18 protein-coding genes are annotated in these 23250 nt (G+C 68.2%); 4 read left to right on the top strand and 14 right to left on the bottom strand.

Translation table 11 applies throughout. From position 1 onward, the window contains the following. Positions 1-6 precede the first annotated feature (6 nt). From AB0313_RS02325 to nirB, 6 genes are all read right to left on the bottom strand, one after another. Positions 7-270 carry a hypothetical protein gene (locus tag AB0313_RS02325; RefSeq protein WP_307303390.1) on the bottom strand — a complete coding sequence of 88 codons (264 nt, stop codon included), beginning with the start codon at positions 268-270 and terminating at the stop codon, positions 7-9. A gap of 52 nt (positions 271-322) precedes the next feature. Further along, positions 323-1042 carry a deoxyribose-phosphate aldolase gene (gene deoC / locus AB0313_RS02320; RefSeq protein WP_366303340.1) on the bottom strand — a complete coding sequence of 240 codons (720 nt, stop codon included), beginning with the start codon at positions 1040-1042 and terminating at the stop codon, positions 323-325. A 92-nt stretch (positions 1043-1134) separates the two neighbouring features. Next, the gene (locus tag AB0313_RS02315; RefSeq protein ID WP_366303338.1) at positions 1135-2004 is read right to left on the bottom strand and encodes an FAD-dependent oxidoreductase; all 870 of its coding nucleotides are present in this window, start codon (positions 2002-2004) and stop codon (positions 1135-1137) included. Positions 2005-2220: 216 nt separating this feature from the next. Then, a complete protein-coding gene (locus tag AB0313_RS02310; RefSeq protein WP_366303336.1) occupies positions 2221-3384 on the bottom strand; it encodes a uroporphyrinogen-III synthase in 1164 nt (387 codons plus the stop codon). A gap of 14 nt (positions 3385-3398) precedes the next feature. After that, a complete protein-coding gene (gene cobA / locus AB0313_RS02305) occupies positions 3399-4433 on the bottom strand; it encodes a uroporphyrinogen-III C-methyltransferase (protein ID WP_366303334.1) in 1035 nt (344 codons plus the stop codon). 2 nt (positions 4434-4435) lie between these two features. Beyond that, a complete protein-coding gene (gene nirB, locus AB0313_RS02300; RefSeq protein WP_366303332.1) occupies positions 4436-7078 on the bottom strand; it encodes a nitrite reductase large subunit NirB in 2643 nt (880 codons plus the stop codon). Positions 7079-7337: 259 nt separating this feature from the next. On the opposite strand from nirB, the gene nirD reads away from it, so the two are divergent. Continuing rightward, a complete protein-coding gene (gene nirD, locus AB0313_RS02295) occupies positions 7338-7718 on the top strand; it encodes a nitrite reductase small subunit NirD (RefSeq protein ID WP_141940638.1) in 381 nt (126 codons plus the stop codon). Positions 7719-7787: 69 nt separating this feature from the next. Here nirD and AB0313_RS02290 read toward each other — a convergent pair whose 3' ends face one another. Both AB0313_RS02290 and AB0313_RS02285 read right to left on the bottom strand, forming a co-directional pair. Further along, complete coding sequence (locus AB0313_RS02290) at positions 7788-9539, bottom strand: phospho-sugar mutase (RefSeq protein WP_366303329.1); 1752 nt, start codon at positions 9537-9539, stop codon at positions 7788-7790. Positions 9540-9595: 56 nt separating this feature from the next. Continuing rightward, positions 9596-10414 (bottom strand): purine-nucleoside phosphorylase, encoded by an 819-nt coding sequence (locus AB0313_RS02285; RefSeq protein WP_141940640.1) that lies wholly within the window; start codon positions 10412-10414, stop codon positions 9596-9598. Positions 10415-10517: 103 nt separating this feature from the next. On the opposite strand from AB0313_RS02285, the gene AB0313_RS02280 reads away from it, so the two are divergent. Together AB0313_RS02280 and AB0313_RS02275 are read left to right on the top strand one after the other, a co-directional pair. Then, complete coding sequence (locus tag AB0313_RS02280; protein ID WP_141940641.1) at positions 10518-11933, top strand: NAD(P)H-quinone dehydrogenase; 1416 nt, start codon at positions 10518-10520, stop codon at positions 11931-11933. A 165-nt stretch (positions 11934-12098) separates the two neighbouring features. After that, positions 12099-13175 carry a hypothetical protein gene (locus AB0313_RS02275; RefSeq protein WP_366303326.1) on the top strand — a complete coding sequence of 359 codons (1077 nt, stop codon included), beginning with the start codon at positions 12099-12101 and terminating at the stop codon, positions 13173-13175. On the opposite strand, the gene AB0313_RS02270 is transcribed toward AB0313_RS02275, so the two are convergent. Genes AB0313_RS02270 through AB0313_RS02260 form a run of 3 tightly spaced genes read right to left on the bottom strand, consistent with a single transcriptional unit; the run spans position 13176 to position 18371 of the window. Next, positions 13176-14735 carry an FAD-dependent oxidoreductase gene (locus AB0313_RS02270; protein ID WP_307303409.1) on the bottom strand — a complete coding sequence of 520 codons (1560 nt, stop codon included), beginning with the start codon at positions 14733-14735 and terminating at the stop codon, positions 13176-13178. Further along, positions 14732-16957: a molybdopterin oxidoreductase family protein gene (locus tag AB0313_RS02265; RefSeq protein ID WP_366303324.1), complete on the bottom strand. Its 2226-nt coding sequence runs from the start codon at positions 16955-16957 to the stop codon at positions 14732-14734. The genes AB0313_RS02270 and AB0313_RS02265 overlap by 4 nt, the downstream gene beginning before the upstream one ends. Position 16958: 1 nt before the next feature. Next, a complete protein-coding gene (locus AB0313_RS02260; protein ID WP_366303322.1) occupies positions 16959-18371 on the bottom strand; it encodes an MFS transporter in 1413 nt (470 codons plus the stop codon). Positions 18372-18652: 281 nt separating this feature from the next. On the opposite strand from AB0313_RS02260, the gene AB0313_RS02255 reads away from it, so the two are divergent. Continuing rightward, the gene (locus AB0313_RS02255; RefSeq protein WP_307303416.1) at positions 18653-20062 is read left to right on the top strand and encodes an MFS transporter; all 1410 of its coding nucleotides are present in this window, start codon (positions 18653-18655) and stop codon (positions 20060-20062) included. A gap of 53 nt (positions 20063-20115) precedes the next feature. Here AB0313_RS02255 and AB0313_RS02250 read toward each other — a convergent pair whose 3' ends face one another. From AB0313_RS02250 to AB0313_RS02240, 3 genes are all read right to left on the bottom strand, one after another. After that, positions 20116-20847, bottom strand: coding sequence for a glutamine amidotransferase (locus AB0313_RS02250; RefSeq protein ID WP_141940646.1), 732 nt, complete (start codon positions 20845-20847; stop codon positions 20116-20118). 77 nt (positions 20848-20924) lie between these two features. Next, positions 20925-21362: a nuclear transport factor 2 family protein gene (locus AB0313_RS02245; protein WP_141940647.1), complete on the bottom strand. Its 438-nt coding sequence runs from the start codon at positions 21360-21362 to the stop codon at positions 20925-20927. A gap of 17 nt (positions 21363-21379) precedes the next feature. Then, on the bottom strand, positions 21380-23173 hold the full coding sequence (locus AB0313_RS02240) for a biotin carboxylase N-terminal domain-containing protein (RefSeq protein WP_366303751.1): 1794 nt from the start codon (positions 23171-23173) through the stop codon (positions 21380-21382). Positions 23174-23250: the final 77 nt, after the last annotated feature.

The raw sequence follows: 23250 nt of genomic DNA, 5'->3' as shown, positions 1-23250 counted from the left end.
TTGGGCCTAGTGCTCGCCCGCGGAGTCGGAGCGGCCGAAAATGGTCTGCGGAAGCCAGAAGGCCAGCGCGAAGAGGATCAGGCAGACGGCCATCGGCCAGGGGTTGCCCAGGCTGAGGAAGGACAGCGAGTAGATGGCGCCCAGGAACAGGGCGAAGCAGATCACGAAGAGCACGATGCTGCCGCCGAGCTTGTTCTCGTTCTGCGGGGTCCGGACGTATTCACGGTTGGACGCCGTGTCCTGGCTGGACGGGTTGATCTGGCTGGACATGTGTTCCTCCTCGGCCCCGCGGGGCGTGATCTGTGGCGGCTCGCGGTTCCGGTCAGTAAGCGGCTGAACCCTGTTCACCCTTGACGATGGCAATTCCGGAGCTGGCACCAATTCGTGTTGCACCTGCTGCAATCATAGCCTGCGCGTCCGCCAGCGACCGTACGCCGCCGGAGGCCTTGACCCCCAGGTCCGGGCCGACGGTCCGGCGCATCAGGGCCACGTCTTCAACAGTTGCACCCCCGCCGTTGAAGCCCGTGGAGGTCTTCACGAAGTCCGCCCCGGCCTCCACTGCCGCCTGGCACGCCAGCACCTTCTGCCCATCCGTCAGGAGCGCTGTTTCGATGATGACCTTCAGGATGGCGCCGCTGGCATGGACGGTCTCTGCCACAGCCGCGATATCCTCCACCAGGGCGCCCTTGTCACCTGCCCTCGCGGCGGCGATGTTGATCACCATGTCAATTTCGTCGGCACCGTCCAGCACGGCGCCGCGGGCTTCGAACGACTTCACATCGGTGGGGGTGGCCCCCAGCGGGAAGCCCACCACGGAGCAGGTGAGGACGCCCGAGCCCTTGAGCGCGGTGGTGACCGTCTTGACCCAGATGGGGTTCACGCAGACGGACTTGAACCCGTACTCCGCCGCCTCGGCGCAGACCTTCAGGACATCGGCTTCGGAGGCTTCGGGCTTGAGCAGCGTGTGGTCGATGTAGGAGGCAATGTTCGTGGCCGCGGCCGGACCGGCGGTGGCGGCGTGAACGGTGGCTTCGTTGCTCATGATGGTCCTCTCGAAGGGCCTTGTGGGCCCGGCGTTGGCTCGGTTTCGGAAACCATCTTGTCACAGCGGAGGGCGCCGGGAGCAGCACCCGCTCAGGCGGCCGCCTGGAGGACCGGGGCTGCCGAGGTTGCCGTCAGCAGCTGGGTGGCGCAGGCGCCTGCCGCCGAAGAGGCCGCCACCAGCAGCCCCAGCCGGACGCCGTCGAACGCTGCGGCGTCGCCGATGGCCCAGATTCCCGGGACGGAGGTCCGGTAGTCGCGGGTGATCACGATGCCGCCTCCCGGAGCGGTGCGCAGGCCCGCGCTGGCGGCCAGGCCGTCACGGGACACCCGTTCCTCGGCCAGGACCACGAGGTCTCCGGTCATGCTGCTGCCGTCCTCGAAGACCACCGCGGTTGCGGCCGTCCGGGGAGCCGATCCGGCGACGACGGCCGGGATGACGGCGGAAGGGCGGGCCGTGGTGCGGATGGGCCGTACGCCCTTGGCCCGCAGGACCGCCTCGGCCTGTCCGGCCGCGGCGCCGGTTCCCACCAGGATCCCCACCGGGCGGCGCCCGAGCTCCCGGGCTACCTTCTGCACGCTCTTCGCGATGCGGGGTGCGTCGTCGATGGTGGCGTAGCTCAGGCACTGCGCGGCGCCGTCCACAGGCCCGGCCACGGGGGCCGAACCGGTGGCGATGACCAGTTGGTCGTAGGCGAATTCCATGCCATCCGCGGTGGCCACGGTGCGGTTGACGGCGTCGATGTGGCTGGCGGGCTGGCCGAACCGCACGGAAACCTGGGGAAGCATGGCCAGCTCCAGCAGCTCCCCAGGTGCGTCATCGCGGTTGCTTAGTACCGTGATGGTCCCGGTGAACTGTGCGCGGTCGAGCTGTGCCACCAGGGCCTGGGCGGCGGGACCGGCACCGGCGATGACGATGCGGGTTGCGGCGGAAGCGGATGTTGAGGGTGCCGGAGCGGACATGTGCTGGCCCTTTCGCTGGCGGCCGGGAACCGGCCGGAACTTCGTGATGGAACCCAGCGTAGGGCCCTGCTTTTTCGGTTGTGTTACCCGTCGGTTGCCGTTTCCGGACCCCTTGTTCGCCAGTATTTACCGGCCGGTAACAGAACCCGTGACGCACCTCTCATCGATGGGGAAGTCGACACATTCGCCGCTGCCAAACCACGTTCGGAGGTGCTGCTAGACGCGGATCCGGTACCCCCGCTTGACCACGGTCTCGATCAGCTTTCCGTCCGGCAGCGATGAGCGAAGGCGGCTCACGGTCATGTCCAGCGCGTGCACCGAGCCCCGGAGTTCCAGCAGGTCGGAGAGGGATTCGCGGGACAGGACCGCACCGCCGGCGCCAAGCAGGGCGCGCAGGAGCAGCAGGGGGGCGGGGGCCAGCTCCACCTGCTGGCCGTCGATGCGCAGGCTGCGGCCGCGCAGCTCGATGTTCCCCGAGCGGGTGTCCAGCCGCCGGACATGGTTCAGGGCCAGGTGCTCGCACACCAGCCGGATGAGCGCACCCATGCGGAACCGTTCCGGGATCAGCGGCGTGACGCCCGCATCCAGGAGCGGCTGCGCAGTCACCGGTCCCACGACGGCGGTGGTGACGTTCAGTTTCAGGCTCTCCACCAGCTGCTTGTACAGGCCCATTTCGTGCGCAGTGCTCCACATGGCGTCCACCGCAGGGGCGCTGGTGAAGGTGAGGACGTCCAGGTTGCCGCTGCAGGCAGCTTCGATCAGCCGTGGAAGCTTGTCCTCGCCGTCGGGCTTAACCCAGCGGTAGGGCGTGACGGTCAGGACGGTGGCGCCGGACATGCGCAGGCGTTCGATCTGGCGGACATCTGTATAACCGTGCAGCTGCATGGCGACGGTTTTGCCGCGGACTCCCTCAGTGAGCAGCATGTCCACCAGGGTGGAGGTGGTTTCGTCGCTGCTGATGCCGACGTCGGCAAGGCCTGCCGCGCGCACCGCACCGCGTGCCTTCGGTCCCCTGACGAACATGCGGCAGTTCCCCAGCGTGTCCAGCAGTTCGTCGCCGATGCCGAAGGAGTCCGCAGCCTCGCACCAGCGGCGCATCCCGTAGGCGGTGGTGGCGATGCACAGGTCCGGCTTGGCGGCGATGACGGCCTTGGTGTCCTCGATGAGGCGCATATCCTCCTGGACGGGAGCGATCTTCAGCGCGGGGGCGTGCAGCACCTCGGCGCCGCGGCGCTCAAGGGCTTCGATCAGGTCGCGGGACCGCCGGTCAGACGTCACTCCGATGCGGAACCCCTCCAGCGGCGATTCGGCAGCTTCTGGAGCTTCGTCAGCCTGCGGTGGTTCGGGCTGCGTCTGTTTGGCCGGGGCAAGTGCGGTCATGGGGGTCAATCCTTTCATGATCCCAGCAGCGAGGCCGCCAGCATGTCCAGGTCGGCGGCGGCGTGGGCATGCCCGCGGTTGGCCTCAGCCACCCGCACCACCTCGCCGATGACCAGCACGGCCGGGTTGCTGCAGCCGGCGGCGGCGGATGCGATGGTGCCGAGGTCTGCGATGGTGGTGCGCTGGCCGGGCCGGTAGCCCCGCTCCACCACTGCCATGGGCATGTCAGGGCGCATTCCGGCACGGCGCAGGCCCGCGGCGAGCTGGTGGAGGGTTCCAATGCCCATCAGCACCACGATGGTGCCGCCCAGGCCGGCCAGGTGCCGGTGTTCCTTTTCGGTGAGCGGCGCGTGCCCGGAGACCACTGTGAACATGTGGCTGACTTCCCGGTGGGTGACGGGGATGCCTGCCGCGGCCGGCACGGAGATGGCGCTGGTCACGCCGGAGACCACCTGGACCTTGACGCCCGCTGCCACGCAGGCGGCAACTTCCTCGCCGCCGCGGCCGAACACGTAGGGGTCACCGCCCTTGAGCCGGACAACGTTGTTGCCTGCCAGTGCGCTTTCCACCATCAGCTTCTCGATGTCCGACTGGCTGACCTTGTGGTGCCCTGGCTTCTTTCCAACGTCCACCAGTTCTGCGGAGGTCAGCAGCGGCAGTTCCTGGTACGGGGCCAGTCGGTCGTAAAACACGACGTCGGCGTCCCGGAGCGCCTTGACGGCCGCCACGGTGAGCAGGTCGCTGGTGCCCGGGCCGCCGCCCACCAGCGTTACGTGGCCCGCGGGGCCAGCGGCCGGTTCGGCGGCGACGGGAATGCCGGCTTCCCGGCAGCGGTCCAGGAGGGCAGCCCACCCGGGCTGGCCGTCCTCGACGGCGGCCACCAGGAATGTCCCCTGCGGCACCTGGGCGGGCTGCCCGGCGTCGTACGGGCTGATGAGGCGGTGGACGACGGCGCCCGCGGCCTGGTACCGCCGCACCGCCTGCCGCGCGGCGGCGTGGGTGCCGGTCACCAGGACGTCCCGGCCGGTGAGGTCGATACTGAGCTGCATGGCTATGCCTCGTTTCCAATGGTTTCCGGTGTGGCGGCGCGGACCGGGATGGAAGAGCCGATCAGGACTTTGCCTTTTTCCTCGGGGGTGGCGGGACGCATCTGGCCGCGCTCGTCCGGGACGAAGGTGATGGAGTCGTCCTTCTGGTCCGGGGCGTTGACGAAGGAACGGAACCGGCGGAGCCGCTCGGGGTCCTTCAGGGTGTCGGCCCATTCATCGACGTAGGTGTCCACATGCTTGGCCATGGCGGCTTCCAGCTCCTCGGCGATGCCCAGGGTGTCCTTGACCACCACGTCCTCGACGTGCTTGATGCCGCCGTCGAGTTCTTCCTGCCAGCGCGCCGTGCGCTGCAGCCGGTCCGCGGTGCGGATGTAGTACATGAAGTAGCGGTCGATGTACTTGATCAGGGTCTCGTCGTCCAGGTCCTTGGCCAGCAGCTGGGCGTGCGCGGGGGTGGCGCCGCCGTTTCCGCCGACGTACAGGTTCCAGCCGTCCGCGGTGGCGATCACGCCCACATCCTTGCCGCGGGCCTCGGCGCACTCACGGGCGCAGCCGGAGACACCCATTTTGAGCTTGTGCGGGCTGCGCAGGCCGCGGTAGCGCAGCTCCAGCTTGATCGCCATCGCCACGGAGTCCTGGACGCCGAAGCGGCACCAGGTGGAACCGACACAGGACTTCACCGTGCGCAGGCTCTTGCCATAGGCCTGGCCGGACTCGAAGCCGGCGTCCACAAGTTCCTTCCAGATCTCGGGCAGCTGCTCCAGGCGTGCGCCGAACATGTCGATCCGCTGGCCGCCGGTGATTTTGGTGTAGAGGCCGTACTTCTCGGCAACGGCGGCGATCACGCCAAGCTTCTTGGGGGTGATCTCACCGCCGGCGATGCGGGGGACCACCGAGTAGGTGCCGTCCTTCTGCATGTTGGCCAGGGCGCGGTCGTTGGTGTCCTGCAGGGTGCCGCGGCCGGCGTCCAGGACGTAGGCGCTGTTCTGGCTGGCCAGGATGTTGGCGATGGTGGGCTTGCAGATGTCGCAGCCCGCTCCCGTGCCGTACTTGGCCATGATCTCCTCGAAGGAGGTCAGTTCCAGGACGCGGATGGCGTCGAACAGCTCCTGGCGGGACAGTTCAATGTGCTCGCACAAGGCCTTGGAGACCTCGACGCCGGACTTGGTCAGCTCCGTTTCCAGCAGCTTCTTCAGCATGGGCACGCAGGAACCGCACTGGGTGCCGGCACGGGTGCAGCCCTTCAGCTCCCCGAGTTCCTGGACCGGGGCATTGCCCTCGCATGCGCCGCAGCCGTTGATGGCGTCGCGGATGGTGCCGGCGGTGACGTTGTTGCAGGAGCACAGCGTGGCGTCATCCGGGAGTTCGGTCTCGGGAGCTTCGCCGCCGCCTGCCGCGCTGAGGAAGGCGCCGGGCTCTGCGGGAAGTTCGCGGCCCAGGAGCGGCCGCAGGCTCATGTACGGAGACGCGTCACCCACGAAGATGCCGCCCAGGAGGGTCTTGGCGTCGTCGGTGGTGACGATCTTCTGGTAGACGCCGCGGGCAGGGTCCGCGTACACGATCTCCAGCGCGTGTTCTGTCCTGGCGAAGGCGTCGCCGAAGCTGGCCACGTCCACCCCGGACAGCTTCAGCTTGGTGGCGGTGTCGAAGCCGGGGAAGGTGGCGTCGCCGCCGTGCAGCCGGTCGGCCACGATCTCGGCCATGGTGTTGGCCGGGGCCACCAGGCCGAGGCACATGCCGCCGAAGTTGGCCACCTCGCCAATGGCCCAGATGCCGGGGACTTCGGTGGCGCAGTAGTCGTTGATGACCACGCCGCCGCGGGGACCCAAACTGAACACCTGTTCTCCGCCCTCGGCCGCGCGGAAAAGTTCATCGCGGGGCTTGACGCCGACCGCCACAATCACCAGGTCAGCGGGGATGATGCGTTCGTCCGCCATGAGCACCCCGGTGACCTGGCCGTCGTCGTCCGTCAAAACTTCGCTGGGGAACACGCCGCCGTGGACTTCGAAGCCCTTCGCTTCGATGAGGCGCCCCAGGGCCTGGCCTGCGCCCTCGTCCAGCTGGGTGTTCATCAGCCACGGCGCACCGTTGATGACCACGGGCGTGGCACCCAGCTGCTCGGTGCCGGCAGCCGATTCGAGTCCCAGGAGGCCGCCGCCGATGGTCACGGCGTTGATTTTGCGGCCGAGCTTTTCGGTCAGCTCCGCGATGGCTTTGTTGATGGCCCACACATCTTCGAGGGTGCGGTAGACGTGGGCCTTGTCGGCGCCGGGAATGGGCAGGCGCACGGCGTCGGAGCCGGTGGCCACCACCAGTTCGTCATACGGATAGCTGTTCCCTGCAGCGGTTTCCACCGTCTTGGCGCCTGCGTTGATTTTCACCACCCGCTCGCCGGTCTTCAGGACCAGCGATCCGTGCTCCCACATGGAGGCTGTGCCCAGGGTGAGGTCCACCCCGGTATCGGTGAGGGCCTTCGAGAGTGCCACCCGGTCGTAGGGGAGGTGGGCTTCCTCGGTGAGGACCGTGACATGCCAGCCGTCGAGGCCCCGGGCATGCATGGCGTCCGCAAAACGGTGGGCCGCGGGGCCGCCGCCGGCGACGACGATGCGGCGCGGAGTCTCTGTGCTTGAAGTCTGTTCGGTCACTGTGGGCCTTTCGCATGGGCCGCAGACGGTGCTCTGCAGCTTGTGCCTCCAGCCTAGGGAGGGGCAGTTTCGCCTCAGTTTCCCAATTGTTTCGCCAACTTAACTTCTGCATCACGGGGACATTTCGTGCGGCGTTAGGTCTCTTTTACGCACCGGACACATTGCCCGCACCCGGTTGAAACACCCGGACCCTAGCGTGGAACACGGTTGCAGAAGCGGCCACTGCAAAGGACAACAGGCACAGGGAAAGGAGCCGGACATGACGGCAACACTGGAACTTGGGGCGCTCGCCGCCGAATCAGACCTCGCTGGATTCGAGACCGGCTGGTACCGCGTCTGCGCGGTTGACGACCTGGAGCCTGCCTGGGGAGAGGCTGCCTTGGTGGCAGGCCGCCAGGTGGCCCTGTTCCGCACCGCCCCGGCCGAAGTTTTCGCTGTGGCCCACGAGGATCCGGCCACCGGGGCCCACGTCATGGCCCGTGGCATCCTCGGTTCGAAGGGGAACCGCCCCACTATCGCCTCGCCGCTGCACAAGGAGCTCTACGACCTTCAAACCGGCGAATGCTTCACTACGCCCGGCCTTCGGCTGGCGGCGTACAGCACCCGCATCACGGACGGCTTCGTTGAGGTGGAGCTGTAGCACTTAGACCCCAAAGGGGCGCCGGGCCTTTCGTGGCCCAGGCGCCCTTTGAGGTTAAAACCGCAGTTCCTACAGCCCCAGCGCCTCGCTGACGTCGTGCAGGACTTCGTCCAGCGAGGCCCGTGCCGCCTGGCGGGCCGCCGGCAGTTCCGCGGCGGATTCCACCTGCTGAATGACCTCCAGGTAGCACTTGAGCTTCGGCTCCGTGCCACTGGGCCGGATGATGACGCGGGTCAGGTTGCGCGTGATGTACAGCAGGCCTTCGGTGGGCGGCAGCTCGGCGCTGCCCTCGGCCAGGTCGGTGAAGACCTCTACCGCCGATTGTCCGAACGATTCCGGCGGCGAGACCCGCAGGCGGTTCATCATGGCGTCCAGCAGTCCCAGGTCCGCCACCCTGATGCTGAGCTGGTCGCTGGCGTGCAGGCCGTGCTGGAGGTAGAGCTCATCGAGCGTGTCGAAGACGGTTTTGCCCGCTGCTTTGGCGGTGGCCGCGAGTTCTGCGATCAGGACGGCTGCGGAAATGCCGTCCTTGTCCTTCACCAGGTCCGGCGCCACGCAATAGCCCAGTGCCTCTTCGTAGCCGTAAACCAGGCCGGGAACCCGGGAGATCCACTTGAAGCCGGTCAACGTTTCCTCGTGGGCAAAGCCGGCCGCGGCGGCGATGCGGGCCAGCAGCCTCGAGGAAACGATCGAATTGGCGAAGACGCCGGGGCTGTCCCCATCAGCGCCGGTGGCAGCGCCGTCGGCGAGCCGGGCCACCATGTGGGCGCCCAGCAGTGACCCCACCTCGTCGCCGCGGAGCATCCGCCATGCGCCGGTGTCGGGGTCCTTGGCGGCCACGGCAGCCCTGTCGGCGTCGGGGTCGTTGGCGATGACCAGGTCCGCATCCAGGCGGGCTGCCGCCTCCAGTGCAAGGTCCAGCGCGCCCGGTTCTTCCGGGTTGGGGAAACTTACGGTGGGGAAATCGGGGTCCGGATCGGCCTGTTCCGCCACCACGGTGACATCTGTGAAACCTGCCGCCGCCAGGACGTCGACGGCCGTCCCGCCGCCGACGCCGTGCAGGGGGGTCAGGACAATGCGCAGGTCCCGCGCGGGAAAGCGTTCCTGCATGGCGAGTGCCGCCGTCGCCCGTTCGTAGTCGGCAGCGAGCGAGCCGTCCAGGACGGTCCAGCCATCCGCCGCAAGCGTTATTGATCCCAGTGTTCCCACCGCGTCGATCCGCGCGGCAATCTCCGCGTCGTAGGGCGCTACGATCTGGGCGCCGTCCCCATCCGCCGCCACGGCATGCCGCCCCAGGTACACCTTGTACCCGTTGTCCTGCGGCGGGTTGTGGCTTGCGGTGACCATGACGCCGCCGTCGCAGCCCAGGGCCCGGACGGCGTACGCCAGCACGGGAGTGGGCAGGGCGCCCGGGAGGAGGAAGGTTTCGATGCCTGCCGCAGTGAAGATGGCAGCCGTTTCTGACGCGAAGACATCCGAGTTGTGCCGGGCGTCATAGCCGACGACGGCGCGGGGCCGGGTACCGGGCGCGGCCTTTCCCACGGCGTCCCCCAGGAAGGCGGCGAGACCTGCGGCTGCGCGGCGCACCACTACCCGGTTCATCCGGTTGGGACCGGGACCCAAGGCAGCGCGCAGGCCGGCGGTGCCGAACTGCAGGGTACCGCGGAAGCTGTCTTCCAGTTCCTGCCGGGCTCCGGGATCACCGTGGTCCACCAGGCGGACCAGCTCAAGGAGGGCCTCCCGGGTTGCGGGGTCCGGGTCCTGGGCAGCCCATTCGCGGGCCTCGGCGAGCAGGCGAAGTTCAGCATCGGCAGTCGTCATGGGCATAACGCTATCGTCATTGCCGGTCCGCGCGCGGCAACCGGCGGCCACGGCTGCTACAGCTTGGCGATGATGTCTGCCAGCAGCCGGGAGATCCGTGGTCCTGCAGCCTGTCCGGACTCGATGACCTCCTGGTGGCTCAGCGGTTGCGGGCTGATGCCGGCGGCAAGGTTGGTGACCAATGAGATGCCGAACACCTCCATTCCGGCGTGCCGCCCGGCGATGGCCTCCAGCGCCGTCGACATTCCGATCAGGTCGGCGCCGATCCGTTTGGCGTACTGCACTTCCGCGGGCGTCTCGTAGTGGGGGCCGGGGAACTGGGCGTACACGCCTTCGTCCAGGGTGGGGTCGACTTCGCGGGCCAGCCCACGGATGCGCGGCGAATACAGGTCCGTAAGGTCCACGAACGTGGCGCCTTCCAGCGGTGAGGCGGCGGTGAGGTTGATGTGGTCCCGGATCAGTACCGGGGTGCCGGGGGCCCAGGCCTCGTTGAGTCCGCCGCAGCCGTTGGTGAGGACCAGTGTGCTGCATCCGGCGGCTGCCGCGGTCCGGATGCCGTGCACCACGGCGCGGACGCCCTTGCCCTCGTAGTAGTGCGTCCGCGCGCCCAGGACCAGGGCGCGTTTGCCCTCCTTGGTCAGCACGGAGCGGATGGTGCCCACATGGCCTTCCACGGCAGGCGCGTGGAAGCCCGGAACTTCCTCTGCAGACAAGGTGGCGGTGGTCTCGCCGACCAGGTCGGCGGCTTCGCCCCAGCCGGAGCCCAGGACCAGGGCCGTGTCGTGGCGGTCCACGCCTGTCTCTTCGGCGATGTAGTCCGCGGCGGCGCGGGCGGCGGCGAACGGGTCCGTGTTCAGGAAGTCTGTTGTACTCACCAGTACAAGTTATCCTGCCGCCCCTGTTACCCCTGTCACGGCTGGCCCCGGGACGCCCTGTTTTCTTGGTGGTCAGGCGGTGGATGGGCGAGAATGGATGACTGTGACTACGCATCCAGATTTCAGTTCCCCACGGATCGCAATCCTGGGAGGTGGTCCCGGCGGATACGAAGCCGCCATGGTGGCCGCCTCGCTCGGGGCGACGGTCACGATTATCGAACGCGCCGGGCTGGGCGGCTCCGCCGTGCTGACCGACGTAGTCCCTTCCAAGACCCTCATCGCCACGGCTGACCTCATGACCCGGGTGGCCGAGGCCGGCGAGCTGGGAGTGAAGTTCGACGTAGACGGCGGCGACTTCGTGCCGGTGATGCACGCCGACCTCAAGCACATCAATGACCGGCTCCTCAACCTGGCGCGCACGCAGTCCCAGGACATCCGTGACGGCCTGGAGAAGCGCGGCGTTCGCATCATCGCCGGCTCCGGCCGCCTCCTGGACCCCCACACCATCGAGGTCCTGACGGCCGATGGGACGGAGACAGTGGAGGCCGACACCATCCTGCTGGCCGTGGGCGCACACCCCCGGGAACTGGAGACGGCGCGCCCGGACGGGGAACGGATCCTGAACTGGACCCAGATCTACGACCTGGACGACCTGCCGGAGGAACTCATCGTGGTGGGCTCCGGCGTGACCGGCGCCGAATTCGCCTCCGCCTACAACGGCCTCGGCTCCAAAGTCACCCTCGTCTCCAGCCGCGACCGTGTGCTGCCCGGCTCGGATGTCGATGCCGCCGTGGTTTTGGAGGAAGTCTTCGAACGCCGCGGAGTCCGCGTCCTGTCCCGCTCCCGCGCACAGACGGTGGAACGCACGGACGACGGTGTGGTGGTCACGCTTTCTGACGGCACGAAGGTCACCGGCAGCCACTGCCTGCTGTGCCTGGGCTCCATCCCCAACACCGCAGGCATCGGCCTCGAAGAGGCCGGAGTGGCCGTCAGCGACAGCGGCCACATCAAGGTGGACGGCGTCTCACGCACCACCGCGCCCAACATCTACGCAGCCGGCGACTGCACCGGCGTCCTGCCGCTGGCCTCCGTGGCCGCCATGCAGGGCCGGATCGCCGTGGCCCACTTCATGGGGGACGGCGTCACCCCGCTCAAGCTCCACCAGGTGGCATCCAACATCTTCACCTCGCCCGAAATCGCGAACGTCGGAGTGTCCGAGGCCGAAATCGAGTCCGGTAAATACCAGGCCGACGTCATCAAGCTCTCGCTGAAAAGCAACGCCCGCGCCAAGATGCGCAACGCCAAGGACGGGTTCGTGAAAATCTTTGCGCGGAAGGGCTCCGGCACGGTGATCGGCGGTGTGGTGGTGGGGCCCAACGCCTCCGAGCTGATCTTCCCCATCTCCATTGCGGTCAAGCAGAAGCTGCACGTTGACGACGTTGCCAGCACCTTCACGGTATACCCGTCGCTGACCGGATCCATCTCCGAGGCTGCCCGCCGCCTGCACGTCCATATGTAAGGCCGTCCGCAGCGGCAGTGGGAGGGTGGACCCCTCCGGGATTGTCCGCCCACGCCCCGGTACTTTCGACTCTGTGGCCCTCGGTGGCGCGGGCGTCACACTGATGCCATGACGGCTGCGCGGACCCTGGCACATGCGAACAAAAGCCCTGGCGTTGGGAAAGCGATGACGACGGCGGTGCTCGCCCTGTTCCTGGCCGCGTGCTCGCCGCCGGCAGGCCAAGGCGGGCCGGGTTCGACATCAGCACCGCCTCCCAGCGCGGGCGGAGCAGGCGGAACAGCGGGCAGATCCGGCACCGGCAGCCCGGCCTGCGACCTCATCACCCCCGGGATCGCGGCCAAGGTGGACCCCGGACTTGTGCCCGTGGGCCAGAACAGCCCGGCCCGGCCACCGGGAAGCAAGGCCTACCTGTGCAGCTATTCGGGCAAATCGCCGGAACGGGGCCTGACCGCCTTGTCCGTGGCCCTGGTCTCGCCCGCTTCCGACTCTGACATCGCCAAAGCGAAGGCAACGTCCGACTGTTCGCCGGTTACCGGCATTGGTGACTTCGCCTGCCTGCAGTGGACCGGATACTTCCGCGGCGAGGCCGGCGGCGCGTCAGCCAACGTGGTCCTGACCGCCGTCAGGGGCAGCGAAACCCTCGAAATGCCGTATGTCACGGGACCGCCGACGGATGGCGGCGCCGTCCCCGACGGCAATGCCATGGCGAAGGCGCTCGCCCAGGCTGCAGCGGACGCGGGCTGGGGCAACGGCAGCCAGCTCAACGTCCCTGCCGCTCCGCCGGTGGGTCCGCCTGCCACCACCAACAATGCCGTTTGCGCGCTCTTCAGTCCCGCCCAGGTCAAGCAGGCCTTCGGGGCGGCAACGGAACCGCAGATTCTTCCGGGCGAAGTCAGCTGCCGCTACACATTTGGCCAACCGGGGACACCCGGGCCCGACTCCATGATCTTCAGCGTCGAAGTCCTCAAGAGCTCAGGTTCCCCACTCGGTGCCCCGGCCATGGGCGGCGAGCCGGTGGATGGCATCGGGGACAGTGCTGCGTTCTCCACGACCACCGAACCCGCAGGGCCCAAGGCACTTCGACCGGCCGGAGACGTGCCCATCACGGTCCTGTCCGTGCAGGCGGTCAAGGGGCAGACCGTGGCGACATTCCTGGCGCAGGTCCTGATTTCCCCGGCCGGACCCACTGCAGAGCAGACGAAGGAGCAACTGATCTCGCTGGTACGGGGCGTGGCGTTCTAGTCAGGCTGCGGCCACTGCCTGGAAGTGCCGTTCGATGAGGCCCTTGATGTCCTCGTGGCATCCGCCGCAGCCGGTGCCGGCGCGGGTGGCCTTGGAGACGTCCGTGACCGTGGAGCAGCCGTCGGCCACCGCTGCCGTGATGGCAGCACCGCTCACCCCCGCGCACCGGCATACGGTACCGGCGGGGTCGGCGGAGGCTCCCGGCAGCTGGTCCGGCCCGTCGAGGCGCAGCAGCAGTGACCGGTCGGCCGGCAGCTCGGCGCCGCGTTCGAAGAGCCCCACCAGTTCAGCGGCGGTCCGCGGCACGCCCACGGCTACAAGGCCTTCGAGCACGCCTCCGCGCGTGGTCATCTTGACGTACCGGCCATGTTCCGGATCCGCCCATTGGGCCACCTGCAGGCGCGGCCTGCCCGCTGCCGCTCCCGCCGTGAGGGCTTCTTCGTCCCAGGGGTCCGCCGAGTTGTCGCCGGCCACGGCCATGGTCATTCCGCGTGCCTTGAGTACCACGACGCCGGGCTGTTCCGCGGGCAGCGCGGGCAAAAGTTCCGCCCCCGCAGCTGAGCCCTCCGCAAGGAGGGTGAGATATTCGGCCAGCCATTCGGCCTGCCGCCATCCCGGGCCCACAAGCCCGGACGGCCCCTTGCTGTTGCGGCATTCGGCGCAGCCCGGATCCGGGCAGCGGACTTCGGCGCAGTCTCCGATGGCGAAGATGTGCGGTTCGTGGTGCGCCCGCAGCCGGTGGTCCACCAAAATCCCGGTGCCGGTGGACAGGCCGCAGCCCTCGGCCAGCTCTGTCCGGGGACGCACGCCGCACGAGATGACCAGGAGGTCGCCGTCAATCGCGGAGCCGTCGTCGAGCAGCAAGGCCGAGAAGCCGCCGTCGGGCGCGTTGTGCTCAACCCCGGTGGAGCGGGCGTTGCCCGCCACCCGGACGCCGCACCGGCGAAGTCCGGCCGCCAGGACCGCCCCGCCGCCCCGGTCGATGCTGCGGCCCAGCGGATGCGGCCCGTTGTGGACCACGGTGACGGTGGCGCCTTCCTCGGCTGCCGCCAGCGCGGTTTCCAGGCCCAGGACGCCGCCGCCCAGTACCACCACCCGCTTGCCGCCGTCCACCGCCTCCCGGAGTACGGCGGCGTCGCGGAGGTCGCGCAGTGCCGTGACCCCGGCGGGCAGGACGGGGGAGGACGGGTCCGGATTGATGCCAGTGAGGTTGGGGATCACCGGCCGGGACCCGGTGGCAACCACCAAGCGGTCGTAGTGGACCGTCGCACCGTCCGAGAGCAGGACCTGCTGCCGCGCCCTGTCGACGCGCCTGGCCCGGAGTCCCAGGCGGACGTCCACTCCCTGGGCAGCCAGATCTGCGGCATCGGCAAGGGCCAATGCGTCCGCGGTGGTCCGGCCGACGCCGAGGTCGGCGACCAGGACCCTGTTGTACGCAGCTTCAGCCTCCGCGCCCACCACGGTGAGCCGGACGTGGCCTCCGCGGACTGCTGGCAGGAGTTCGTCCACCAGCCTGGCGGCCACCGGGCCGAATCCCACGATGACAATCTGCTCGCTCATGAGGCCTCCGTCGTTTGCAGTTGGCGGGCGGAACCGGGCGCCGGCACCGGCCGCACCCATACCGTGTTGAATTTGAATTCGGGCATTCCGGAGACGGGGTCCGTGGCGGCTTCGGTCAGCCGGTTGGCGCTTTCGGAGCCGGGGAAGTGGAAGGGCAGGAAGACCGTCTCGGGGCGGATGGCCGTACTGAGTTCGGCCCGGCACAGCACTTCGCCGCGCCCGTTGGAGACGGACACCAGTGATCCGTCCGTGATGCCCAGGGCCTCTGCGGCCGCCGGGTGGAGTTGGGCCCTGGCCTCGGGCTGGGCGGCGACCAGCTCGGCGACCCGGCGGGTCTGGGCGCCGGACTGGTAATGCTCCAGGAGCCGGCCGGTGATGAGGGTCATGGGTGTGCCGGCGGGGTCCGTTGCCAGTCCTTCGGGAGTACGACGGCGGCGCGGCGCCACCGGGACCAGGACCGCCTTGCCGTCGGGGTGGGCAAAGCCGTCCCGGAACAGTCGCGGGGTTCCGGTGCTGCCTGCCGGGTAGGGCCAGTAGGCCGCTTCGCCCCGGTCCAGCATGGCGTAGTCGATGCCGGAGTAGTCGGCCAGTCCGCCGGCGGAGGCGAGCCGCAGTTCCTCGAAGACCGTTTCGGGATCCTCGCTGTAGGTGGAGGGTGCGTCCAGCCGCTCCGCGAGCCGGGCCATGATCCACAGTTCGCTGCGGGCACCGGCGGGAGGGGAGATGGCGCGGCGGCGGCGGAGGACGCGTCCCTCCAGGTTGGTCAGGGTGCCGTCCTCTTCGGCCCACTGGAGGACGGGAAGGATGAGGTCCGCCTCCGCGGCGGTTTCGGACAGGAAGAAGTCGCAGACCACCAGGAAGTCCAGGCTCCGCAGTCCCTGGATCACGGCGTTGGCGTCAGGTGCTGCCACCGCGATGTTGGAGGCGTGGACGAAAAGGCACCGGACACCGTCGGGCTTTCCGAGTGACTGCAGCAGCTGCACGGCGGGCAGGCCCGGGCCGGGGATCATGTCTTCGGGAACGCCCCAGACGGCGGCGACGTGCGCGCGGGCTGCGGGGTCCGTGATTTTGCGGTACCCGGGCAGCTGGTCCGCCTTTTGGCCGTGTTCACGGCCGCCTTGGCCGTTGCCCTGGCCCGTGAGGGTGCCGTACCCGCTGCGGGCCGAGCCGGGCAGGCCCAGCAGGAGGCTGAGGTTGATGGCGGCAGTGGCGGTGTCGGTTCCGTCCACGTGCTGTTCCACGCCCCGGCCGGTGAGGATGTAGCTGCCGCCGTTGCGGGCGCCGGCCGCGAGTATCCGGGCGGTGTCGCGGATCAGCTCCGCGGGGACACCGGTGATGGACTGGACGCGTTCGGGCCAGAAGGCGTTCACGCTGCGGACCACGGCGTTGTAGCCCGAGGTGCGCTCCTGGATAAAGGCGGCGTCCGCCAGGTTTTCGTGGATGACCACGTGGGAAAGGCCCAGCAGGAGGGTGAGGTCGGTGCCCGGGAGGGGCTGAAGGTGGAGCCCGCCGCCGTCGGCCGTGAAGGCTGCCGTGGCGGACCGGCGCGGATCCACCACGATCAGTCCGCCGGCGTCGCGGGCGCCCTTGAGGTGCTGCACGAACGGCGGCATGGTTTCGGCGACGTTTGATCCGAGCATCAGGATGGCGCTGGCCGTATCCAGGGCATCGAGCGGGAAGGGCAGGCCGCGGTCCACGCCGAAGGCGCGCATGCCGGCGGCGGCTGCGGAGGACATACAGAACCTGCCGTTGTAGTCGATGCGGGAAGTTCCCAGGGCCAGCCGGGCGAACTTGCCCAGCTGGTAGGCCTTCTCGTTGGTGAGGCCGCCGCCGCCGAAAACGCCGACGGCGTCCGCGCCGTGGCGGGCCTGGGTGTCCTTCACGGCTCTGGCAGCCAGGTCCAGGGCCTGGTCCCAGCCGATGGGCCGGTGTACGCCGTCGGCGCCCTTCAGCAGGGGTTCGGTGATCCGGCCCGCGTGGTTCAGGAGGGAAGCCGAGGTCCAGCCCTTCCGGCACAGGCCGCCTCGGTTCGTGGGAAAGTCCCGGCCCTGGACCTCAACCTGCGCTCCCGGGACGGCTGCTGCTGCCGGGCTGGTTCCAGGAAGTACAGGCGCGGGGCCCGGCCCCGGCTGTGAAGCCGGGGCCAGGTCCGCGCGGGGAGTGAGCGTCATGGCGCACTGCAGCGCGCAATATGGGCAGTGCGTGTCGGCGCTTTTGGGCATGTTAGACGTGTCCCATCGCGTTCCGGCCGGCCTTGCGGATGTAGCAGGTCCAGCAGACCAGCAGCATCAGGATGTAGGCGCCGACGAATCCGTAGAAGGCCGGGGTGTAGGAGCCGCTTGCGGTGCTGGAGGCATTCAGGACCTGGGGAATCACGAAGCCGCCGTATGCACCGATCGCGGAGATCAGGCCGAGCGCCGAGGACGCCAGGCGCTGGGTGGCCACGGAATCTGCGCCCTTCCGCGCGGCCCGGCTGGACGTGGCGAAGATGACCGGGATCATCCGGTATGTTGCGCCGTTGCCGAATCCGCTGGCGGTGAAGAGCATCAGGAAGAGGACCAGGAAGAGCGGAAAGTTCTTCAACGGCAGGGTCCAGATCATGGTCAGCGTGATCACGGCCATGGCCCCGAATGCGGAGACTGTCATCCTGGCCCCGCCCATGCGGTCCGCCATGCGGCCGCCGTACGGGCGTGCCAGGGAGCCCACCAGCGGGCCGAGGAATGCCAGGGACAGTGCCACGGTCCCCACAGAGATGGAGGAGAACGCGGGGAAGTAGTCCTTGATCAGCTTGGGGAAGACCCCCGCGAAGCCAATGAACGAGCCAAAGGTGCCGATGTACAGCAGCGCCATGATCCACAGGTGCGGCTCCTTGAGCGCCGCCACTGAGCCGGCCACGTCCCCCTTGGCGCTCGTGAGGTTGTTCATGTACTTGAAGGCGCCGAACGCGGCAATCAGGATGAATGGAACCCACATCCATCCGGCCATGGGAAGGTTCACCGTACCGGCGGCCAGCAGGGTGACCACTATGGGAACGGCAAGCTGCGCGACGGCGGCGCCCAGGTTACCCCCGGCGGCGTTCAGTCCCAGCGCCCAGCCCTTCTCCCTGGCCGGGTAGAAGAAGGTGATGTTGGCCATCGAGCTGGCAAAGTTGCCGCCGCCGAAGCCCGCCAGGGCTGCCACCAGGAGCATTACGCCGAACGGCGTCCCGGGGTTGGAGACGCAGAGGGCCAGCCCGGTGGAAGGGATCAGGAGCAGCAGGGCGGAGACGACCGTCCAGTTGCGGCCGCCGAAGCGGGGAACCATGAAGGTGTAGGGGATGCGGAGCGTTGCCCCGACCAGGCTGGGCATGGAGATGAGCCAGAAGATTTCGGAGGTGGAGAACGTAAAGCCGGCGGCCGGCAGCTGGACCACCACAATGGACCAGAGCTGCCACACCACGAAGCCGAGGAACTCGGCGAAGATGGACCAGTTCAGGTTCCGCCGTGCGATGGCGCGGCCGGCCGACTCCCACTGTTCCTTGTTCTCGGCGTCCCAGTTGGCAATCCATCGGCCGGGGCGGAAGTCAAGGACAGGGGTGTCTGTGGTGCGGGCGGGGCCGGGCTGCACGGCGGCCTCGACGGTGCGGTCAACAGTCACGGGTTACCTCCTTCAAGGGGATGATGTTCCTCCCAAGGTAGGGACGGCGCGTTTCGCGGACCGTCGATGTTTGTTAACGAGCTGTGACTTTTGCCTATCCGCCCACTTCCGGCCGCGTGAGGCCACCCTCACGGACCAGAAAATGAGATACGCAACACAGGTCCGGATAGTGGACGTTTCGTCCATTGACTGGACGTGGCGAAGTAAGATCGAACTCTAACTACTCGCGCCGGGAGGCAGGCTTCCCCTGTGCCCGGCCGGTCTCACGAAAGCGTTTACCTATGTCATCCACCGATACCACCGCGCTGCCTGGTGCACAGCAGCCGGTGAATTCCCGCGGCCGGGTCATCGTGGCCAGCCTGATCGGCACCACAGTGGAGTTCTACGACTTCTACGTCTACGCCACAGCCGCAGTGCTCGTCTTCCCGAAGCTCTTCTTCCCCAGCGCCAACGAAACCACGCAGCTGCTGAGCTCGTTTGCCGTCTTCGGCGTGGCCTTCATCGCCCGCCCCCTCGGCTCCATCGTCTTCGGGCACTTCGGCGACAAGTTCGGCCGCAAGGGCACGCTGGTGGCGTCGCTGCTGACCATGGGTATAGCAACATTCCTGATCGGCTGCCTGCCCACGGCGCTGGTGCCGGGCTGGGAGTTCTGGGCCCCGGCGCTGCTGGTGGTCCTGCGCTTCGCCCAGGGCCTGGCGCTCGGCGGTGAATGGAGCGGCGCCGCGCTGCTGGCCACGGAGAACGCCCCGGCCAACAAGCGCGCCATCTACGGCACCTTCCCCCAGCTGGGTGCCCCGATCGGCTTCATCATCGCCAACGTCATCTTCCTTGTGGCCAGCTACACCCTGACGCCCGAGGCCTTCGCGGCATGGGGCTGGCGCGTGCCGTTCCTGCTTAGCGCCGTCATGGTCATCCTGGGGCTCTACGTCCGGCTCAAACTGATCGAAACGCCCGCCTTCACCAAGGTGGTGGAATCCAACGAGGTGGCAAAGCTTCCGCTGGGCCGCGTCTTCAGGACCAGCTGGCGCCAGCTGATCCTGGGCACCTTCATCATGCTGGCCACCTATGTGCTCTTCTACCTGATGACCACGTTCACGCTGACCTACGGCACCAAGCCCACCCTGGAAGGCGCCAAGGCGGCAGCCGAAAAGGCAGGGAAGCCCATGTCCGAGGCCGCTGCTGCCGCGTTCGTTCCCGGCCTGGGCTACAGCCGCAACGACTTCCTCTGGATGCTGATCGCCGGCGTCGTCTTCTTCGGCATCTTCACCCTGGTCTCCGGGCCCCTGGCCGAGAAATACGGCCGCCGCAAGATGCTGATCGCTGTCACCGCCGGCATCTTCGTCTTCGGCCTGCTGTTTGTCCCGCTGTTCAGCGGCGGCTTCGTGGGCACGATGGGCCTGCTGATCCTCGGGTTCTCGCTCATGGGCCTCACTTTCGGGCCCATGGGAGCGCTGCTGCCGGAACTGTTCCCCACGAACGTCCGCTACACCGGTTCGGCCATCAGCTACAACTTCTCCAGCATCCTGGGTGCCGCGGTGGCCCCGTTCATCGCCGTGGCCCTGTGGGAGCAGGCAAAGGGAAGCCCCTTCCTGGTGGGTGTCTACCTGACTGCCATGGCCGTGCTGACCCTGATCGCGCTGTTCCTCACCCGCGAAACCCGCGACGTCGACTACGAGAACAACGTGGCCTGACACCCCTGGAAAATGCCCGGCGGACCCTGGTGGTCTGCCGGGCATTCTTGTGTTCAGCGGGAGTAGCGGGCCACGAAGTTCTTCAGCACCGTCATCGGTTCGGTGACCGTGAATCTGCGGGCGTTGGCCATCAGTTCCTCGGCGGACTCGGGCGGAAAGTACCCGGCGTGCCGGTAGATGTCGATGCGCGTCACCAGGCCGGCAGTGTCCAGCTCCGGGTGGAACTGGGTGGCGTACAGGTTTGTCCTGATGCGGAACATGTGGACGGGGCAAGTGGCGGAGCTGGCCAGCAGCACCGCGTGCCTGGGCAGCAACCTCACGGCCTCCTTGTGTCCGGTCAACGCCGTGAAGGCCTGTGGCATCCCCTGCAGGATGGGGTCCTGCAGTCCTTCTTCGGTCAGTTCCACCTCCACCGCGCCCAGCGGCTCGCCATAGGTGCGGTCAATTACGGCGCCCTGGTGGCTGCCGAGCGTGCCCACCCCGTAGCAGGCCCCCAGGAACGGGAAGTCGAGGGCAACCAGCTGGTCCAGGAGGGCGGACAACTCGCGTTCCACCCGGTGCTGGACCGGGCTCTTATGCTCCGGCGGGTCGCTGGAGGTGAACGGGCTGCCCCCCACGATCACGCCGGAGTACCGTGACAGGTCCAGGGCCGGCAGGGGCGCGGCTTCGAGCCGGACCCGGTGCAGCTCCCGCTCGTCCAGTCCGCCATACCTCAGGTACGCGGCGTACTCGTCCTCGGCGGCGGCATCCTCCGCCCGGGAGGCCAGGAGCAGGAAAGGCAACATGAGCTAAGTCTGCCTCCTGGCGCAGCTGCCCGCCAGCACGCGGCAGGCGGGCCCGGAGCCAGGCGGCAGGGAACGGTCTAGGCAGGCGGCTGCATCAGCGACCGGCGGGACTGTGGGCGGGCCGCCGGGTCCGCGTGGCGGTGCACCAGCTTCCAGTAGCCTTCCTCGCGCCGGAAGATGCTGGTCACGCGGAGCGCGAACTCCTCGGTGGCAGCCGCCTGGTCCAGCCGTGCCCGGAAGTGTTCGGTCTCCACCAGGTAGGCGGTGTCACGGGCGGTGTAGGAGACCACGGTATCGAAGCCCAGCATTTCGCCGTCCCGGAACTGCCGGGCGGCCTGGTCCAGCCGGGCTTCCACCTGCGCCCAGCCGCGGGCAATGCCGCCGAACGGATTGGCAAGGGTGACGTCATCGAGCCTTGAGTACAGATCCTTGATGGGTGCCGGGTTGCCCCGGGTGATCTCGGGGACCGCCTGGTGGTAGCGGTCCACTTCTTCCTGGAAGCTTGGTGCGAGCATGGCTGGGCGGCCGCTTTCTAGTCTTCGATGGTGGCGATGATGGCGCCTGCGGACACCGTTTCGCCCGCGGTTGCTGTCAGTCCGGTGATGGTGCCGGAACGGTGTGCTGTGAGTGGCTGCTCCATCTTCATGGCTTCCAGGACAACTACAAGGTCACCTTCGGTCACCACATCGCCGTGGGAAACGGCCACCTTGACGATGGTTCCCTGCATGGGGGAGGTGAGTGCGTTGCCGGTGGCGGCGGCGGGGCCGGCCGAACGGGAGCGCTTCTTGGACTTGGCCGGCTTGCCGGCGGCTGCGGCGCCGGGAGTGCCCAGGGACGCGGGGAGAACCACTTCAAGGCGCTTGCCGCCCACTTCAACCACCACGCGCTGGCGGTCCCCGGCCGTACCGTCGGCATCTGCGGTGCCCTCCGGAGTCCACGCGGGAAGGTTGTTGGTGAATTCGGTTTCGATCCAGCGGGTGTGGACCTTGAACGGGCCTTCGGCGGGCGCGAACGCGGGGTCGGAGACCACTGCGAGGTCGAACGGGATGACGGTGGGGATGCCCTCCACCACCATTTCCTCGAGTGCGCGGCGCGCGCGCTGCAGGGCCTGCGGCCGGCTGGCACCGGTGATGATGAGCTTGGAGAGCATGGAGTCGAAGTTCCCGCTGATCACGTCGCCCTGCTCCACGCCGGAGTCCACGCGCACGCCGGGGCCTGTGGGGTTCTTCAGGACGCGGAGCGTGCCGGGGGCGGGCAGGAAGTTCCGGCCCGGGTCCTCGCCGGTGATACGGAATTCGATGGAGTGCCCGCGCACTTCGGGGTCGCCGTAGCCCAGTTCCTCGCCGCGTGCCAGCCGGAACTGTTCGCGGACCAGGTCGATGCCGGTGACTTCCTCGGAGACACAGTGCTCCACCTGCAGGCGGGTGTTGACCTCAAGGAAGGAGATGGTCCCGTCCTGGCCCACCAGGAATTCGCAGGTACCGGCACCGAGGTAGCCGGCCTCCTTCAGGATGGCCTTGGAGGATTCGTACAGCCGGCGGTTCTGGTCCTCGGTGAGGAATGGTGCCGGGGCCTCCTCCACGAGCTTCTGGTTGCGCCGCTGGAGCGAGCAGTCACGGGTGGACACCACCACCACGTTGCCGTGGGCGTCTGCCAGGCACTGGGTTTCCACGTGGCGCGGGGCGTCCAGGAAGCGTTCGATGAAGCATTCGCCGCGGCCGAAGGCGGCAGTGGCCTCACGCACGGCCGATTCGTAAAGCTCCGGGATCTCTTCCCGGGTGCGGGCCACCTTGATGCCGCGCCCGCCGCCGCCGAAGGCGGCCTTGATGGCCACCGGAAGCCCGTACTGGTCGACGAAATCCAGGACCTCGCTGGCGGATTCGACGGGGTCGGCGGTGCCGGGCACCAGCGGAGCGCCCACCTTTTCCGCGATGTGCCGGGCCTGGACCTTGTCGCCCAGGGCGGAGATAGCTTCGGGGGAGGGGCCGATCCAGGTGATCCCGGCCTCGATCACGCGGGCGGCGAACTCGGCGTTCTCGGCGAGGAAGCCGTAGCCGGGGTGGATGGCGTCGGCGCCGGACTGGCGCGCGGCGTCGATGATCTTGTCCATGACCAGGTAGGACTCGGCCGCGGTGGTGCCGCCCAGGGCGTACGCCTCGTCAGCGAGCCGGACGTGCAGTGCGTCACGGTCCGGGTCTGCATAGACAGCCACGGAGGCAAGGCCCTCATCCCGGGCCGCCCGGATGATCCGCACGGCGATTTCGCCGCGGTTGGCGATCAGCACCTTTGTGAGGCTCGGCTGCGTGGTTCCTGCGGAATGCTCCAAATTTGCTGACAAGGCGTCTCCTTCTTTCCTTCAGGGAGCCTAGCGCGGTTTTGAGGGTTCCGCCGATATTACTTGCG

The sequence above is a fragment of the Pseudarthrobacter sp. NPDC080039 genome, from assembly GCF_040702335.1.
Taxonomy (GTDB): Bacteria; Actinomycetota; Actinomycetes; order Actinomycetales; family Micrococcaceae; genus Arthrobacter; species Arthrobacter enclensis_A.
This window is presented reverse-complemented; position numbering and strand designations above follow the sequence as displayed.

Excerpts from the sequence above, each read along its gene's own strand:
- AB0313_RS02325 (WP_307303390.1), bottom strand. The coding sequence starts at position 270 with ATGTCCAGCCAGATCAACCCGTCCAGCCAGGACACGGCGTCCAACCGT.
- deoC (WP_366303340.1), bottom strand. The coding sequence starts at position 1,042 with ATGAGCAACGAAGCCACCGTTCACGCCGCCACCGCCGGTCCGGCCGCG.
- AB0313_RS02315 (WP_366303338.1), bottom strand. The coding sequence starts at position 2,004 with ATGTCCGCTCCGGCACCCTCAACATCCGCTTCCGCCGCAACCCGCATC.
- AB0313_RS02310 (WP_366303336.1), bottom strand. The coding sequence starts at position 3,384 with ATGACCGCACTTGCCCCGGCCAAACAGACGCAGCCCGAACCACCGCAG.
- cobA (WP_366303334.1), bottom strand. The coding sequence starts at position 4,433 with ATGCAGCTCAGTATCGACCTCACCGGCCGGGACGTCCTGGTGACCGGC.
- nirD (WP_141940638.1), top strand. The coding sequence starts at position 7,338 with ATGACGGCAACACTGGAACTTGGGGCGCTCGCCGCCGAATCAGACCTC.
- AB0313_RS02290 (WP_366303329.1), bottom strand. The coding sequence starts at position 9,539 with ATGACGACTGCCGATGCTGAACTTCGCCTGCTCGCCGAGGCCCGCGAA.
- AB0313_RS02275 (WP_366303326.1), top strand. The coding sequence starts at position 12,099 with ATGACGACGGCGGTGCTCGCCCTGTTCCTGGCCGCGTGCTCGCCGCCG.
- AB0313_RS02270 (WP_307303409.1), bottom strand. The coding sequence starts at position 14,735 with ATGAGCGAGCAGATTGTCATCGTGGGATTCGGCCCGGTGGCCGCCAGG.
- AB0313_RS02265 (WP_366303324.1), bottom strand. The coding sequence starts at position 16,957 with ATGCCCAAAAGCGCCGACACGCACTGCCCATATTGCGCGCTGCAGTGC.
- AB0313_RS02255 (WP_307303416.1), top strand. The coding sequence starts at position 18,653 with ATGTCATCCACCGATACCACCGCGCTGCCTGGTGCACAGCAGCCGGTG.
- AB0313_RS02250 (WP_141940646.1), bottom strand. The coding sequence starts at position 20,847 with ATGTTGCCTTTCCTGCTCCTGGCCTCCCGGGCGGAGGATGCCGCCGCC.
- AB0313_RS02245 (WP_141940647.1), bottom strand. The coding sequence starts at position 21,362 with ATGCTCGCACCAAGCTTCCAGGAAGAAGTGGACCGCTACCACCAGGCG.